Source organism: Bradyrhizobium sp. 45, assembly GCF_023073155.1.
In the GTDB taxonomy this organism is placed as follows: Bacteria; Pseudomonadota; Alphaproteobacteria; order Rhizobiales; family Xanthobacteraceae; genus Bradyrhizobium; species Bradyrhizobium canariense_D.
The window spans coordinates 515,138-530,390 of record NZ_JADPIX010000122.1 but is presented as its reverse complement, the minus strand read 5'-3'; the positions used below and the strand labels follow the sequence as shown (position 1 = coordinate 530,390).

Genomic DNA, 15,253 nt, shown 5'->3' with positions numbered 1-15,253 from the left:
AGAGGACGAGAACATGAACGGGTCGCAAGTCGAGCGCGGAAACATCGTGGCAGAACAACTGTCGGCGACGGTCGCCTCGAAAACGACCGATCCGATTCAGGAACACAATTCACGGCCGCCGGCCGTAGGCCTGTACGATCCGAGCCTGGAAAAAGATTCCTGCGGCGTCGGCTTCATCGCCAACATCAAGGGCCAGAAGTCGCACGAGATCGTCGCGGACGCGCTCAGCATCCTCTGTAACCTCGAGCACCGCGGCGCCGTCGGCGCCGACCCGCGCGCCGGTGACGGCGCCGGCATTCTGGTGCAGATCCCGCATGCTTTCTTCAGCCGCAAGGCGAAGGAGCTCGGCTTCGTGCTGCCCAATCCGGGCGAATACGCCATCGGCGCGTTGTTCATGCCGCGCGACACTGCCTGGCGCAACGTCATCAAGAGCATCATCGCCGACCAGATCAAGGAAGAGGGCCTGACGCTGCTCGGCTGGCGCGACGTGCCAACCGACAATTCCTCGCTCGGCGTCACCGTAAAGCCGACCGAGCCCGCCTGCATGCAGGTGTTCATTGGCCGCAACGGCACCGCCAAGACCGAGGACGATTTCGAGCGCCGGCTTTACATCCTGCGCAAGTCGATCTCGCAAGCGATCTATCAGCGCCGCGACCGCGGCCTCGCCGGCTACTATCCGTGCTCGATGTCCTGCCGCACCGTGATCTACAAGGGCATGTTCCTCGCCGACCAGCTCGGCAAGTACTATCCCGATTTGCACGAGAAGGATTTCGAGAGCGCGCTGGCGCTCGTGCACCAGCGTTTCTCGACCAACACCTTCCCGGCGTGGTCGCTGGCGCATCCCTACCGCATGATCGCGCATAATGGCGAGATCAACACGCTGCGCGGCAACGTCAACTGGATGGCGGCGCGCCAGGCCTCGGTGAGCTCCGAGCTGTACGGCAAGGACATCAACCGGCTCTGGCCGATCTCCTACGAAGGCCAGTCGGACACCGCCTGCTTCGACAACGCACTCGAATTCCTGGTGCAGGGCGGCTACTCGCTGCCGCACGCCGTCATGATGATGATTCCGGAGGCGTGGGCCGGCAATCCCTTGATGGATGAGAAGCGCCGCGCCTTCTACGAATATCATGCAGCCCTGATGGAGCCGTGGGACGGCCCCGCCGCGATCGCCTTCACCGACGGCCGCCAGATCGGTGCCACGCTGGACCGCAACGGCCTTCGGCCGGCGCGCTATCTCGTCACCAAGGACGACCGCATCGTGATGGCGTCCGAGATGGGCGTGCTGACGATTCCCGAGGACCAGATCATCACCAAGTGGCGCTTGCAGCCCGGCAAGATGCTGCTGGTCGACCTCGAGCAGGGCCGCCTCATCCCCGACGACGAGATCAAGGCCGAGCTCGCAAGGAGCCATCCCTACACGGAGTGGCTGGAGCGGACCCAGATCGTGCTGGAAGAGCTGCCGAAGGTGCCGACCACCGGCGTGCGCTCCAACCTGTCGCTGCTCGATCGCCAGCAGGCGTTCGGCTACAGCCAGGAAGACATCACCATCCTGATGACGCCGATGGCCTCCACCGGCGAGGAAGCCGCAGGCTCGATGGGCAACGACACGCCGATCTCGGCGCTGTCGGCCAAGGCCAAGCCGCTGTTCACCTACTTCAAGCAGAACTTTGCGCAGGTCACCAATCCGCCGATCGATCCGATCCGCGAGGAGCTGGTGATGAGCCTCGTCTCCATCATCGGACCGCGGCCGAACCTGTTCGACCTGCAAGGCCTAGCCACTACCAAGCGCCTCGAAGCGCGCCAGCCGATCCTGACCGACGCGGACCTCGAAAAGATCCGCTCAATCTCCGAGGTCGCCGAGTCGCACTTCAAGTCGCGCACGCTGGACACCACCTTCCACGCCGGCCTCGGCGCGGCCGGCATGGACCAGGTGCTGGACGAGCTCTGCGCGCGCGCCGAGAGCGCGGTGCGCGAGGGCGTCAACATCATCATCCTGTCCGACCGCATGGTCGGCACCGACCGGGTTCCGATCCCGTCGCTGCTGGCCTGCGCCGCCGTGCATCATCATCTGATCCGCACCGGATTGCGCACTTCGGTCGGCCTCGTCGTCGAATCCGGCGAGCCGCGCGAAGTGCATCACTTCGCCTGTCTCGCCGGCTACGGCGCGGAAGCGATCAATCCGTATCTGGCGTTCGAGACCATCATCGCGATGAAGGACCGCCTGCCCGGCTCGCTCGACGACTACGAGATCGTCAAGCGCTACATCAAGTCGATCGGCAAGGGCCTGCTCAAGGTGATGTCCAAGATGGGCATCTCGACCTACCAGTCCTATTGCGGCGCGCAGATCTTTGACGCCATTGGCCTGAAGGCGGAATTCGTCGGAAAATTCTTCGCGGGCACGCACACCCGCGTCGAGGGCGTCGGTCTTGGCGAGATCGCCGAAGAGGCGGTGCGCCGTCATGCCGACGCGTTCGGCGACGCGCTCGTGTACAAGACCTCGCTCGATGTCGGCGGCGAATATGCCTATCGCAGCCGCGGCGAGGACCATGCATGGACCGCCGAGTCGGTGGGGCTGCTCCAGCACGCCGCGCGCGGCAATTCGCTGGAACGCTACCGCGCCTTCGCGAAGATCCTCAACGAGCAGTCGGAGCGTCTCCTGACGCTGCGCGGCCTGTTCCGGATCAAGAATGCGGACGAAGAGAAGCGCAAGCCGGTACCGCTCGACCAGGTCGAGCCGGCCAAGGACATCGTCAAGCGTTTCGCCACCGGCGCGATGAGCTTCGGCTCGATCTCGCGCGAGGCGCACACCACGCTCGCGATCGCCATGAACCGGATCGGCGGCAAGTCGAACACCGGCGAAGGCGGCGAGGAAGCCGACCGCTTCAAGCCGATGCCGAACGGTGACAGCATGCGCTCGGCAATCAAGCAGGTCGCCTCGGGCCGCTTCGGCGTCACCACGGAGTATCTCGTCAACTCCGACATGATGCAGATCAAGATGGCGCAGGGTGCAAAACCCGGCGAAGGCGGCCAGTTGCCCGGCCACAAGGTCGATGCCACCATCGCAAAGGTCCGGCATTCGACGCCGGGCGTCGGCCTGATCTCGCCGCCACCGCACCACGACATCTACTCGATCGAGGATCTGGCGCAGCTCATCTACGACCTCAAGAACGTCAACCCGGACGGCGCGGTCTCGGTCAAGCTCGTCTCGGAGATCGGCGTCGGAACCGTAGCCGCGGGCGTCGCCAAGGCGCGCGCCGACCATGTCACCATCGCGGGCTTCGAGGGCGGCACCGGCGCTTCGCCGCTGACCTCGATCAAGCACGCCGGCTCGCCGTGGGAGATCGGCCTCGCCGAAACCCACCAGACGCTGGTGCGCGAGCGGCTGCGCAGCCGCATCGTGGTCCAGGTCGACGGCGGTTTCCGCACCGGCCGCGACGTCGTGATCGGCGCGCTGCTCGGCGCCGACGAGTTCGGCTTCGCCACCGCGCCCCTGATCGCGGCCGGCTGCATCATGATGCGCAAGTGCCATCTCAACACCTGCCCGGTCGGCGTCGCGACCCAGGACCCCGTCCTGCGCAAGCGCTTCACCGGCCAGCCCGAGCATGTGATCAACTACTTCTTCTTCGTCGCCGAGGAGGTCCGCGAGATCATGGCCTCGCTCGGCTTCCGCAGCTTCAACGAGATGATCGGCCAGGTGCAGCTGCTCGACCAGACCAAGCTGGTCGCGCACTGGAAGGCCAAGGGGCTCGATTTCTCCAAGCTCTTCGTCAAGCAGAAGGAAGAGAAGGGCCAGAAGATCTATCACTCCGAGCGCCAGAACCATCATCTGGAAGCGGTGCTCGACCGCACGCTGATCGAGCAGGCGACGCCTGCGCTCGACCGCGGTGCGCCGGTGAAGATCGAGGCCAAGATCAACAGCACCAACCGCTCCGCGGGCGCGATGCTGTCGGGTGCGGTCGCCAAGATCTACGGCCATGCCGGCCTGCCGCATGAGACCATCCATGTCAGCCTCAAGGGCACCGCCGGCCAGGCCTTCGGCGCCTGGCTGGCGCAAGGCGTCACCTTCGAGCTCGAAGGCGAAGCCAACGACTATGTCGGCAAGGGCCTCTCGGGCGGCAAGATCATCGTCAAGCCGCCGGCCAACAGCGGCATCGTGCCGGAAGAGAGCATCATCGTCGGCAACACCGTGATGTACGGCGCCATTCAAGGCGAGTGCTACTTCCGAGGCATCGCCGGCGAGCGTTTTGCCGTGCGCAATTCCGGCGCCGTGGCGGTGGTCGAGGGCGCCGGCGACCATTGCTGCGAATACATGACCGGCGGCATCGTGGTCGTGCTCGGCAAGACCGGACGCAACTTCGCGGCCGGCATGTCCGGCGGCATCGCCTATGTGCTGGACGAGACCGGCGACTTCGACAGGCTGTGCAACATGGCGATGGTCGAGCTCGAGCCGGTGCTGTCGGAAGAGCTGATCAACGCCGGCACCTATCACCACTCCGGTGACCTCGAAGCGCACGGCCGGGTCGACGTGTTCAAGGACCTGCTCGCCTCCGACGTCGAGCGGCTGCACGTCCTGATCACGCGCCATGCGAAGGCGACAGGCTCCAGGCGCGCCGCCGACATCCTGGCCAACTGGAAGGACTGGCTGCCAAAATTCCGCAAGGTGATGCCGGTCGAATACCGGCGCGCGCTGCGCGAGATGGCCGCCAACGCGGACGCCGAGCCGAAAATCGCGATCGGGGCGTAAGAAATATCAGCGCCCGTCATTGCGAGCGTAGCGAAGCAATCCAGACTTTCTCCTCGGATGCAGACTGGATTGCTTCGAAGCTCACGCTCCTCGCAATGACGACGAGAGAGAAACACAACGAATTTAAGCGGCAGGGACTTCGGGTTTAATGGGCAAGATCACGGGTTTTCTCGAAATCGAACGGCATGACCGCAAGTACACCCCGGTCGCCGAGCGCGTGAAGCATTTCCACGAGTTCGTCGTTCCCCTCTCCGAGAAGGAAACGCGCGACCAGGCCGCGCGCTGCATGAATTGCGGCATTCCCTATTGCCACGGCACCGGCTCGGTCTCGCCCGGCACGCCCGGCTGCCCGGTCAACAACCAGATCCCGGACTGGAACGACCTCGTCTATCAGGGCAACTGGGAAGAAGCCTCGCGCAATCTGCACTCGACCAACAATTTCCCGGAGTTCACGGGGCGCATCTGCCCGGCGCCGTGTGAGGCGTCCTGCACGCTCAACATCGACGACAACCCCGTCACCATCAAGACCATCGAATGCGCGATCGTCGATCGCGCCTGGGACAATGGCTGGCTGAAGCCCGAAATCGCCGCCCATAAGACCGGCAAGAAGGTCGCGGTGATCGGCTCCGGTCCGGCCGGCATGGCCTGCGCGCAGCAGCTCGCGCGCGCCGGCCACGACGTGCATCTGTTCGAGAAGTTCGCCAAGGCCGGCGGCCTGCTGCGCTACGGCATCCCCGACTTCAAGATGGAGAAGGGCATCATCGACCGCCGCGTCGCGCAGATGGAAGGCGAAGGCGTCACCTTCCATTACAACAGCCATGTCGGCGCCGACGGCAATGTCGACCCACGCGAGATGCTCAACGAGTACGATGCCGTGGCGCTGACCGGCGGCGCCGAAGCCCCGCGCGACCTCCCGATTCCCGGCCGCGACCTTGCCGGCATCCACTATGCCATGGACTTTCTGCCGCAACAGAACCGCCGCGTGTCGGAGGAACCGTTGAACGGCGTCCAGGAGATTTTGGCCGGTGGCAAGCATGTCGTCGTCATCGGCGGCGGCGACACCGGATCCGATTGCATCGGCACCTCGCTGCGCCAGGGCGCGCTCTCCGTGACCCAGCTCGAGATCATGCCCGCCCCGCCGGAGCACGAGAACAAGGGCCTCACCTGGCCGAACTGGCCGCTGAAGATGCGGACGTCCTCCAGCCAGGCCGAAGGCGCGATCCGCGAATTCGCCGTGCTGACGCAGAAGTTCACCGGCGAGAACGGCAAGGTCAAGAAGCTGCACTGCGTGCGCGTCGACGACAAGTTCAAGCCGATCGCCGGCACCGAGTTCGAACTCGACGCCGACCTCGTCCTGCTCGCGATGGGCTTCGTCCATCCCGTGCACGAGGGCCTGCTCAAGATGCTCTCGGTCGAGCTCGACCCCCGCGGCAACGTCAAGGCCAACACGCTGGACTATCAGACCTCACGCCCCAACGTGTTCACCGCCGGCGACATGCGCCGCGGCCAGTCGCTGGTGGTCTGGGCCATCCGCGAGGGCCGGCTGTGTGCCCGGTCGATCGATACGTTCCTGATGGGGAAGACGGATCTGCCGCGGTAGTTGCTTGGCTCGCTGTCAGATTTACAAACGGTGTCATCGCCCGCGAAAGCGGGCGATCCAGTATTCCGAAACAGTTGTGATTTACCGAGAAGCCGCGGCGTACTGGATGCCCCGCCTTCGCGGGGCATGACGGCGGAGTAGATGGCGAGAGCGACGGGGCCTTAGCCCAAGACGTGCGGAAAGTGCTGTGCGTCCCACTCGTCAAGCCGGAACAGCACCTTACCGTATTCGAGAAGCTTGTCGTTCGGCCGATAGGGACGCGCCGAAACTTCGACGTCCGAGGCTACTTCACTGGGCATCAGGTGAAAGTGGTCGTTGGTCTCGCTCAGGGCGAGCAGTTCCTTGACGAGAAGGTCTCGGCCTTCGGGATTGAGCCATAGCTCGAATACTCCAGCCGAGTTGATGTCCAAAGTAATCCGAGCCGCCACGGGGCCTCCCCTCTAATTCTGCAACCTCACCCCGACCATCACCACCGTCGCCTGCGAGCTTGACCCCGGCTGGTTCGAATCCAGGATGTCGTGGCGGAGCGTGCCCTTGATCCAGATGTTGCGGTTGAGCTTGTAGATCAGATTGCTTTCGAACGAGTAGGTCTTGTCGTTACGATTCTGGCCCTGATAGTCGTAGGTGCCGTAGGTGAATTTGCCCACTGCCGTAAGCCAGCGGCGGAAATCGTGATCGACTTCGACCCCGTAGGTGTGCACCAGCACGCCGGAGGAGCCGGGGACGGTGGTCTCGGCGATCTGGGTGTCGGTGGCGAATTTCACCGTGGTGAGGCCGCTTGCACTCCAGATCAGCGAGCCCGAGGTCAGGAAGCCCGCGAGCTGGCTCAGGCGCGGGTCGACATAGTTGCGCGCGGAATAGCCGACCGAGACCTCGCCGATGAGGATCCGCGAGAACTCGAAGGACGTGCCGACCTTGGCGTAGCCGCCGTTCGAATCGCGGAAATAGCCGTTGCGGTCGGCGGCCAGGTCATGGACGCGGGTGTCGCCCTGGATCTCGACGAATGGCTTCAGCCCCGGCTTGAGATCGTAGGAGAAGCGTCCGACGCCGCCATACTGGTTGAAGTCGCGATCGTCGTTGCTGAAGGTCGAGCCGTCGGTCAGTTTTGAGTTGGTGTAGGCGGTGCGATCGACAGTGGCGCCGGCCGCGATCTGGAAGCGGTTGAAGCTCTGGTCGAAGCCGACGGTCGTGCCATAGGCGGCATAAACAGGATATTTTTGCAGGCCGGCCTGCACGTTCGGGCTGCCGGGATTGTCGGTGGCGAGCCGCAGGCGCAGCTGCGTGGTCAGCTTGAGATCGCGATTGACGTCGAGGCGGCCGTCGACATGGCCGTTGAAGTCGGGGCGGTCGACCTCGACCGGCGAAGGCGAGGCAAAGCCGTCGATCGTCGCCGGCATGTTGTTGGTGTAGCCCGAGAACGAGCCGCGCAGATCCGCGACCAGCGCGTGGCGCTCCCAATCGGACGCCACGAGGAGATCGGGTGCAACCACATAGGCCGGCGAGCCGACCGGCTTGTTCAGACGCGCCGGATTGGTGTCGTAACCGGTGGAGAGCTCGAGCCCGCCCTTGATCAGGAAACTGCCGGCATAGTCGCCGACCGCGCCGAACGCATCGTCATCGGCCTTGAGGCGGCGGCGTAGCGGCTGGCCGGGCACGGTGCCCGCCATCGCCGCCGGCACGGGCGCCTTGTTGGCGGAGGCGGACGGGGGCGGCGCGATCTTCGGCGAACCGAGCGTGGATGGCGGCGGCGTAGTGGTCGGCGCCCGCGAGCCGGGACCAGCAGGGCGCTTCGGCTTGGGCTGACCCGGATAGAACTTCGGCTGCTGCCGCTTGCGGTTCAGCGAGTCGTAGCCGGAGCTGCTCGCACCGTTGGCGGCCGGCAGGCCATAGGTCGGGACCTGGCTGGTCGCGTTTTGGTTCGTCGGGTTCTGCCATGGGCGCGCCGGCGTCTGCTGGCGCTTGCGAAAGTCGGAGTTGGGATCGGGCAGCGCCGGCAGCGCATCCGACGGTGCCTGCGGAACGCCCGCGGTGCGGCGCGTCGGCAGCGTGTCGGGCGAAGCGAAGCCACCGCGGTTGGGACTGAACAGGTCGGGGGTGAGGCTCTGGGCGGCCACGGGGGCGCTTCCGAGGACCGTCAGCGCAAAGCACGGCAAAGCCGCGCGCAGGAAATGCGCGCGTTTGCTCCGGCTCGTGCCTGGAGACGACCCCACGATGGAAGAACTCCAACGAAATCAAACACTTTCGCGATTGTCCCCACCGATCGGCGGGAACTATCGTTAATGGAGTTAAAACAATTATGGTTAACGACCGGTTGAGGGTCGGGTCGGGCTCGTCGCCTCGAAGGCCGCGGCGTGTTAAGCAGGCGCCAACGGGCGAAGGCCCCTCCTCCTGGACCAGAACATGCCGAGTTCGAAACCGCTGATGACCCAATCATCCGGCCCCATTCCCGACAGCGTCGAATCCGCACTCCGCACGCTGGAAACGGAGAGCGGCGGTATCAACGCGCTCGCCGCCGCCCTGCGCGGCCCGCTTGGCGCGAGCTTCGCCCAGGCGGTCGATCTGATCCGCAACGCGAAGGGCCGCGTCATCGTCACCGGGCTCGGCAAGTCGGGCCATATGGGCCGCAAGATCGCGGCAACGTTGGCCTCGACCGGCACGCCCGCCTTCTTCGTGCACACCGCCGAAGCCGCCCATGGCGACCTCGGCATGATTACCACCGACGACGTCATCATGGCGCTGTCCTGGTCCGGCGAGCAGCCGGAGATGAAGACTCTCGTGAACTATTCCGCAAGATTCGCAATCCCGATGATCGCGGTGACGTCGAACGCGGCATCCTCGCTGGGACAAGCGGCCGACGTCGCGATCGAGCTGCCGAAGGCGCGCGAGGCCTGCCCGCACAATCTGGCGCCGACCACCTCGACCCTGATGCAGGCCGCGATAGGCGATGCGCTTGCGATCGCGCTGCTCGAAGGCCGCGGCTTCACCGCGCTGGAGTTCGCGCATTTCCACCCCGGCGGCAAGTTAGGGGCGATGCTGAAATTCGTCCGCGACTACATGCGCACCGGTGCGGAAATCCCGGTCAAGCCGCTCGGCACCAAGATGTCGGACGCGGTGATGGAGATGTCCGCCAAGGGTTTGGGGTGCGTCTGCATCGTCAACGAGGCGAACGAGGCTCTCGGCATCATCACCGACGGCGATCTGCGCCGCCACATGCGGCCCGACCTGCTGACGGCGTCGGTCGACGACGTCATGACCAGGCAGCCGAAAACCGTACCGCCCTCGATGCTGGCCACCGAGATGATCGAGGTGCTCAACACCCGCAAGATCACGACGCTGGTCGTGACCGAGGCGGACAAGGTGGTGGGCATCGTGCACCTGCACGATCTGCTGCGGGCAGGCGTGGCGTAGGGAGCCACTCACCGTCATTGCGAGCGCAGCGAAACATCCAGAGTGCCACCGCGGAAAGACTCTGGATTGCTTCGCTACGCTCGCAACGACGGCGGCTAGAGCGGCGCAGGAAATCTTGCCGCCGTCTCCTCCAGCGGCAACCGCAGTCCGTTCGCCAGATACGAGACCGTGCGGTAGAAGCCGCACAGCAGCATGATCTCCAGGATCTGCGCCTCGTCGTAATGCGCCGACAGCGCAGCGAACTCAGCGTCGTCAAACGTCGCGCTGTGATGCAGCGCGTCGACGGCGGCGATCAGCGTCTGCTCGGCCGGGGACCAGCACGACGACGCCGCATCACCCTGCACGGTGGCGCGCACTTCCTCCTCGGTGAGTTTCGCCGGCCCGGCAAAGACCGCGACATGCACGCCCCATTCATATTCGCATTTGTTCAGCGCGCAGGTGCGGTCGATCACGATCTCGCGCTGGCGCAGCGACAGCGGTCCGGGATCGAGCAAGCCGCCGGCGCGAAACTTGTCCCAGGCGCGGGTGTGGCCCGCCATGACCCGGAACAGCAGCAGTGGCGGCGCGCCGCGCATGATGCGGTCGAACTGGGCCTGGATCTCCGGGGGATAAGGCGGGGTGAGCGGGGCAATGCGCGCTGTGACCGGGGACATTGGCCGCCTCTCTTGCTACATTTAACGTAGCATGAAGCTACACTATTTGTAGCACCGCGCAAGGGGGCGACGATGGCGAAACAGACCACTTCGAGATCGCGCGGCGTCCGTGGCCCGCGCAGCGGGCGGCCGATCATGGTGCTGCTCGACCTCCTCGGACGACGCTGGAGCCTGCGAATCCTGTGGGAGCTGCGCGACGCCCCCCTCACCTCGCGCGCATTGCGCACCGCCTGCGACGAGGCCTCGCCGACGGTGCTGCAGGCGCGGCTGGACGATTTGCGCGAGGCCGGGTTCGTGGAGCTCGGCGAAGCCGGCGGTTACGCGCTGACGGCGCTCGGGCGGGACTTGTGCGAGACGTTCATGCCGCTGCATAGGTTTGCGGAGCGGTGGCGCAGCAAGAGCGGCGCGTAAGTCTGGCGATGCCGTCCCGACTAGCTCGTCATTGCGAGCGAAGCGAAGCAATCCAGAATCTTTCCACCGGCAGCAGTCTGGATTGCTTCGCTGCGCTCGCAATGACGGTGGACTAAGCCGCCGCCACCGTCAGATTCGCGCCGTCCACTTGCACCACCTTCACACGCGTGCCCGCCGGCGTATCGGGACCTGCGACGCGCCAGACGGTGTCGCCGATGCGCATGGTGCCGTTGCCGTCGACGATCGGCTTCTCCAGCGTGAACTCGCGGCCGAGCAGCGCATCCGCGCGCTTGTTGAGGAAGGGGCTGGCGGCAATTGCATCCGGCTTCGGCCGGGCGAGCCGACGCCAAACCGGCACGGCGGCGGCGGCGAAGATCGCGAACATCACGAGCTGGATCTGCCAGGATATCGCCACTCCGAACGAGATCAGCCCGACCAGCAGCGCGGCGAGCCCGAGCCAGAACAGGAAGACTCCCGGCGCCAGCACCTCCAGCGCCATCAGGATGAAGCCGAAGATCAGCCAGTTCCAGGTGCCGAGCGATACGAACATGTCGGTCATGACACGACCTCTTTGAAATGGCGCATGCCCTTGTCGGAAAACCGGTGTCCACTTTTCCGGGGCATGCGCTTTACCCCTGCCGCGGCGGCACCGCCGGGGGCGTGCTCCCAGTCGTCGGCACCGAACCGCGACGAGCGGCGGCAGCGGCGGATGCAGCACTCTCGCCGAACGTCGCCTTGGCGATCTCGCCGATGCCGGCGAGCGAGCCGAGCATGCTGGTGGCCTCGATCGGCAGCATGATGATCTTCTGGTTCGGCGAGTCCGCAAACTGCCCGAACGCCTTGATATATTTGTCGGCGATAAAGTAGTTCAGCGCCGCGACGTCGCCCTTGGCAATGGCTTCACTGACCATCTGCGTCGCCTTGGCCTCAGCTTCCGCCGACCGCTCGCGTGCTTCGGCGTCGCGGAAGGCGGCCTCGCGGCGACCTTCCGCCTGGAGGATCTGGCCCTGCTTGGCACCCTCTGCGCGCAGGATCTCGGACTGGCGTGCACCTTCGGCCTGAAGGATGTCGGCGCGTTTGACGCGCTCGGCCTTCATCTGTCGGCCCATGGCTTCGACGAGGTCCGCCGGCGGCACAATGTCCTTGATCTCGATACGATTGACCTTGAGGCCCCAGGGCGAGACGGCGGCATCGACTACACGCAGCAGGCGCTCGTTGATTTCGTCGCGGTGCGACAACACCTGGTCGAGATCCATCGAGCCCATCACCGAACGGATGTTGGTCATGGTCAGCACGGTGACGGCTTGGGTCAGGTTAGAGACCTCGTAGCTCGCCTTGGCGGCATCGAACACCTGAAAGAAGGCGACGCCGTCGACCGTCACGGTGGCGTTGTCCTTGGTGATCACCTCCTGCTCGGGAATGTCGATCACCTGCTCCATCATGTTGATCTTGCGTCCGACGCGATCGAAATAGGGCACGATCAGATTGAGCCCGGGGCTCAGCGTCTGGGTGTATTTGCCGAACCGCTCGATGGTCCAGTCATAGCCCTGCGGCACCGTCTTCACGCCGGCCACCAGCGTGACGATGACGAGCAAGACCAGAACAATCGCGAAAATGTCGAAACCGCTCATATTTCCTCCAAGGCGGAAAAGATTGGCGGGAAAAGGCCTTTTCCGCGCTGTCATTGGTCGGGATCACGACCCCAAGGGTTCAGTAAAGTATTCAGTAAAGAGTTCAGAAGGATTCAAGGCTCAGCGGTCGTGCCTGATTTCGGCATCGGTAGGATTCTACACAAGACACCGGGAGAGGGAATGGTCGCGATTATGTATTTGCGAGGCGCTCTTGAAAGCGTGCTGGCGCACACCTAGCGACGACGTTAACGAATCCGGCGGTCGCAGCCAAATCCTACTCGATGACCTCGTTCGCGGTTGCGAGCAGGCTTGGCGGAAGCGTGACGCCGATCGCCTTGGCCGTCTTCAAGTTGATCGCCAGCTCGAACGTGGTCGGATTCTGGACCGGCAAGTCGGCCGCTCGCGCACCCTTCAGGATGCGATCGATATAGGTGGCGGCGCGGCGGAGCTGCTCGGCGCTGTCGGTGCTGTAGGACATCAAGCCACCCTCGTCGACGAAGGTCCGGCTCCAGAACACCGCCGGCACGCGCGCTTCATTGATGGCTGCCAGGAGAAGCGCACGGTTGGACATGGTGAAGAAATCCGGCAGCACCAGCAGGCCGCCGTCTTTCCGCAAGGCCAGGGCGGCGATCGAGGCCGTGTCATGGACCGGCGCGGGCACCACCGTCACATCGAGCGCGCGGCCGGCGTCTTCGATCGTCCGCAGCATCAGCGGCGCGAACGGCGCGGTGGCGGGATTGTAGACGACGGAAACGCGTGACGGCTTTGGCACGACCTGCGTAAGCATCTCCAGCCATTTGCCGGCCAGCGGGCCGTCGTAATCGGTGAAGCCGGTGATATTGCCGCCGGGATGGGCGAGATTCTGGACAAAGCCCTGGCTGACAGGATCGGTGACGACGGCGAAAACGATCGGGATCGTCGTCGTGCGCTGGCGCAGCTCCTCCACTGAGGGCGTGCCGACCGCAAGCAGGATGTCGGGCTTGAGCGCCACGAGTTCGTCGGCGAGTTGCGCGATCCGCGCGCGGTCGCCGCCGCCGTTGCGCCAATCGATCTCAAGGCTGCCGTCCTCCTTCCAGCCATGGCCGGCAAGCGCCTCGACCAGGACCGCGCTACGCGTCTGCCCGATCGCATCGTCCGCCGCAGTGACCGAGAGCACGCCGAGCCGGCGCGTCGCATTCGCTTGCGCCAGCACCGAGGCCGGCAGCATCGTGGTCACCCCAAGAAGCGCCAGAACCTCGCGGCGGTTCATGGGGCGCTCCTCGGATCCAGGCTCACTATATCCAGCCTTGGAGCTCGCGCAGCACCAGCGTTCGGATCACATCCATGCCGGGGTCGCTGTCGTTGAGGCAGGGGATCGCGGAAAACTGCTCCCCGCCATTGTGCTTGAAGATCTCGGCATTCTCCTGCGCGATCTCCTCCAGCGTCTCCAGGCAGTCGGCGGAAAAACCCGGCGTGATCACCGCGATACGGCGCACGCCCTCTTTCGCCAGACGCTCCATGGTCTTGTCAGTGTAGGGCTGCAGCCACTCGTCGAATCCGAAGCGCGACTGGAAGGTCAGCAGCAGCTTTGTCTCGTCCATGCCGAGCCGGCGCCGCAGCGCCTCGGTGGTCGCCACACATTGGTCCTGATAGGGGTCGCCCTTGTCGACATAGGCCTTCGGCATGCCGTGGAAGGAGGCGACGATCAGCTCTGGCTTGAACGACAGGCTCACCAGATGCGTCTCGATCGAGGTGGCGAGCGCCTCGATATAGGCTTCGTCCTCGTAGTAAGACGGCGTCACCCGCAGCGTCGGCTGCGCGCGCAGCCGCGCAAGCACGCGAAACACCTCATCGCAGACGGTGGCCGACGTCGCGGCGGAATATTGCGGATAGAGGGGGACGGCAAGAATGCGATCGCAGCCCTTCGCAATCAGCGCATCGACGCCCGACTTGATCGAGGGATTGCCGTAGCGCATAGCCCATTCCACCGTGACCTGGTCGCGGTCCGACAGCATGGCTCCGAGCTTGTCGCTCTGCGAGCGCGTGATGGTCTTGAGCGGCGACTCGTTCTTCTCGGTGTTCCAGATCTTGAGATAATCGCGCGCCTTGGCGCGGGGGCGGGTGCGCAGGATGATGCCGTTCAGCACCAGCTTCCAGATCAAGCCCTGATCCTCGATGACGCGGGCGTCCGAGAGGAACTCCTTCAGATAGACCCGCACGCCGCGCGCGTCGGCGGTATCGGGCGTGCCGAGATTGACCAGGAGTACGCCGACGCGCGGCTGGCCGGACTGAGGCAGCGGCTTCGTGGTCTTGAGAGGGGCTAGGGTTGTCATGCTCGTTGGGTCGCGCGTTGCCCCGAGCTTGTCAAGATCAGGCCGGTTTCGCTAGGGTCGCACCGAGGCGGGGGAGGAAAGATGACACTCGCGGAATGGTGCGTCTCCGGAGCGTTGCTGCTCTATTTGGTGACGATCGTCTCGGTCAAATGGATCAGGTTTCGCGGGTTCGACAATTCACGCCCGCGCGATCCCGCCTTCTACGAAGAGGCCATCGCGCAGCGCGCGCTCGGCGCCCACCAGAATGGTATCGAGACCTTTCCGTTCTTCGCCTTCGCGGTGCTGCTGGCCGAATTCCGGGACTCGCCGCAGCGGATGATCGACGAGCTCGCGGTGCTGTTCCTGATCGTACGGATCGCCTATGTGCTGACCTATCTCGGGAACCGCCCGACGCTGCGCTCCATCCTCTGGAGCATCGGCTTTGCGATCAATCTCGGGATCTTCTTCATGCCGGCGTTGAAGCAGTTCTTGCCGGTGTGACTCTCCCTTTG

At 64.7% G+C, this 15,253-nt stretch carries 12 protein-coding genes; 5 read left to right on the top strand and 7 right to left on the bottom strand.

The window, feature by feature from the left end:
• Positions 1 to 13: 13 nt before the first annotated feature.
• A complete protein-coding gene (gltB, locus tag IVB42_RS22845; protein WP_026232514.1) occupies positions 14 to 4,747 on the top strand; it encodes a glutamate synthase large subunit in 4,734 nt (1,577 codons plus the stop codon).
• A 148-nt stretch (positions 4,748 to 4,895) separates the two neighbouring features.
• On the top strand, positions 4,896 to 6,347 hold the full coding sequence (locus tag IVB42_RS22840; RefSeq protein WP_018453334.1) for a glutamate synthase subunit beta: 1,452 nt from the start codon (positions 4,896 to 4,898) through the stop codon (positions 6,345 to 6,347).
• A gap of 161 nt (positions 6,348 to 6,508) precedes the next feature.
• Here the strand turns inward: IVB42_RS22840 and IVB42_RS22835 are convergent, their stop codons facing one another.
• Together IVB42_RS22835 and IVB42_RS22830 are read right to left on the bottom strand one after the other, a co-directional pair.
• The gene (locus IVB42_RS22835) at positions 6,509 to 6,775 is read right to left on the bottom strand and encodes a hypothetical protein (protein WP_018453333.1); all 267 of its coding nucleotides are present in this window, start codon (positions 6,773 to 6,775) and stop codon (positions 6,509 to 6,511) included.
• A 12-nt stretch (positions 6,776 to 6,787) separates the two neighbouring features.
• The gene (locus tag IVB42_RS22830) at positions 6,788 to 8,557 is read right to left on the bottom strand and encodes an outer membrane beta-barrel protein (RefSeq protein ID WP_247299314.1); all 1,770 of its coding nucleotides are present in this window, start codon (positions 8,555 to 8,557) and stop codon (positions 6,788 to 6,790) included.
• Positions 8,558 to 8,747: 190 nt separating this feature from the next.
• Here IVB42_RS22830 and IVB42_RS22825 point away from each other — a divergent pair, with 190 nt between their 5' ends.
• Positions 8,748 to 9,755, top strand: a complete 1,008-nt coding sequence (locus IVB42_RS22825; protein WP_247395376.1) for a KpsF/GutQ family sugar-phosphate isomerase — start codon at positions 8,748 to 8,750, stop codon at positions 9,753 to 9,755.
• Positions 9,756 to 9,850: 95 nt separating this feature from the next.
• Here IVB42_RS22825 and IVB42_RS22820 read toward each other — a convergent pair whose 3' ends face one another.
• Entirely contained in the window at positions 9,851 to 10,408 is a 558-nt protein-coding gene (locus tag IVB42_RS22820; protein ID WP_018453330.1) for a carboxymuconolactone decarboxylase family protein, read from the bottom strand.
• A gap of 72 nt (positions 10,409 to 10,480) precedes the next feature.
• Here IVB42_RS22820 and IVB42_RS22815 point away from each other — a divergent pair, with 72 nt between their 5' ends.
• Positions 10,481 to 10,819, top strand: a complete 339-nt coding sequence (locus IVB42_RS22815; RefSeq protein WP_204512442.1) for a helix-turn-helix domain-containing protein — start codon at positions 10,481 to 10,483, stop codon at positions 10,817 to 10,819.
• A 112-nt stretch (positions 10,820 to 10,931) separates the two neighbouring features.
• Here IVB42_RS22815 and IVB42_RS22810 read toward each other — a convergent pair whose 3' ends face one another.
• The 4 genes from IVB42_RS22810 to hemH all read right to left on the bottom strand — a co-directional run bounded on the left by IVB42_RS22810 (position 10,932) and on the right by hemH (position 14,762).
• Positions 10,932 to 11,378, bottom strand: a complete 447-nt coding sequence (locus tag IVB42_RS22810; protein ID WP_007597152.1) for an NfeD family protein — start codon at positions 11,376 to 11,378, stop codon at positions 10,932 to 10,934.
• Between the two features lie 70 nt (positions 11,379 to 11,448).
• Positions 11,449 to 12,450 (bottom strand): SPFH domain-containing protein, encoded by a 1,002-nt coding sequence (locus IVB42_RS22805; protein ID WP_007615156.1) that lies wholly within the window; start codon positions 12,448 to 12,450, stop codon positions 11,449 to 11,451.
• A 274-nt stretch (positions 12,451 to 12,724) separates the two neighbouring features.
• Positions 12,725 to 13,699: an ABC transporter substrate-binding protein gene (locus IVB42_RS22800; RefSeq protein ID WP_018453328.1), complete on the bottom strand. Its 975-nt coding sequence runs from the start codon at positions 13,697 to 13,699 to the stop codon at positions 12,725 to 12,727.
• A gap of 25 nt (positions 13,700 to 13,724) precedes the next feature.
• Positions 13,725 to 14,762, bottom strand: coding sequence for a ferrochelatase (gene hemH / locus IVB42_RS22795; protein ID WP_018453327.1), 1,038 nt, complete (start codon positions 14,760 to 14,762; stop codon positions 13,725 to 13,727).
• 81 nt (positions 14,763 to 14,843) lie between these two features.
• Between hemH and IVB42_RS22790 the strand changes: the two genes are divergently transcribed.
• Complete coding sequence (locus IVB42_RS22790) at positions 14,844 to 15,242, top strand: MAPEG family protein (protein ID WP_018453326.1); 399 nt, start codon at positions 14,844 to 14,846, stop codon at positions 15,240 to 15,242.
• The last annotated feature ends 11 nt before the right edge of the window (positions 15,243 to 15,253 follow it).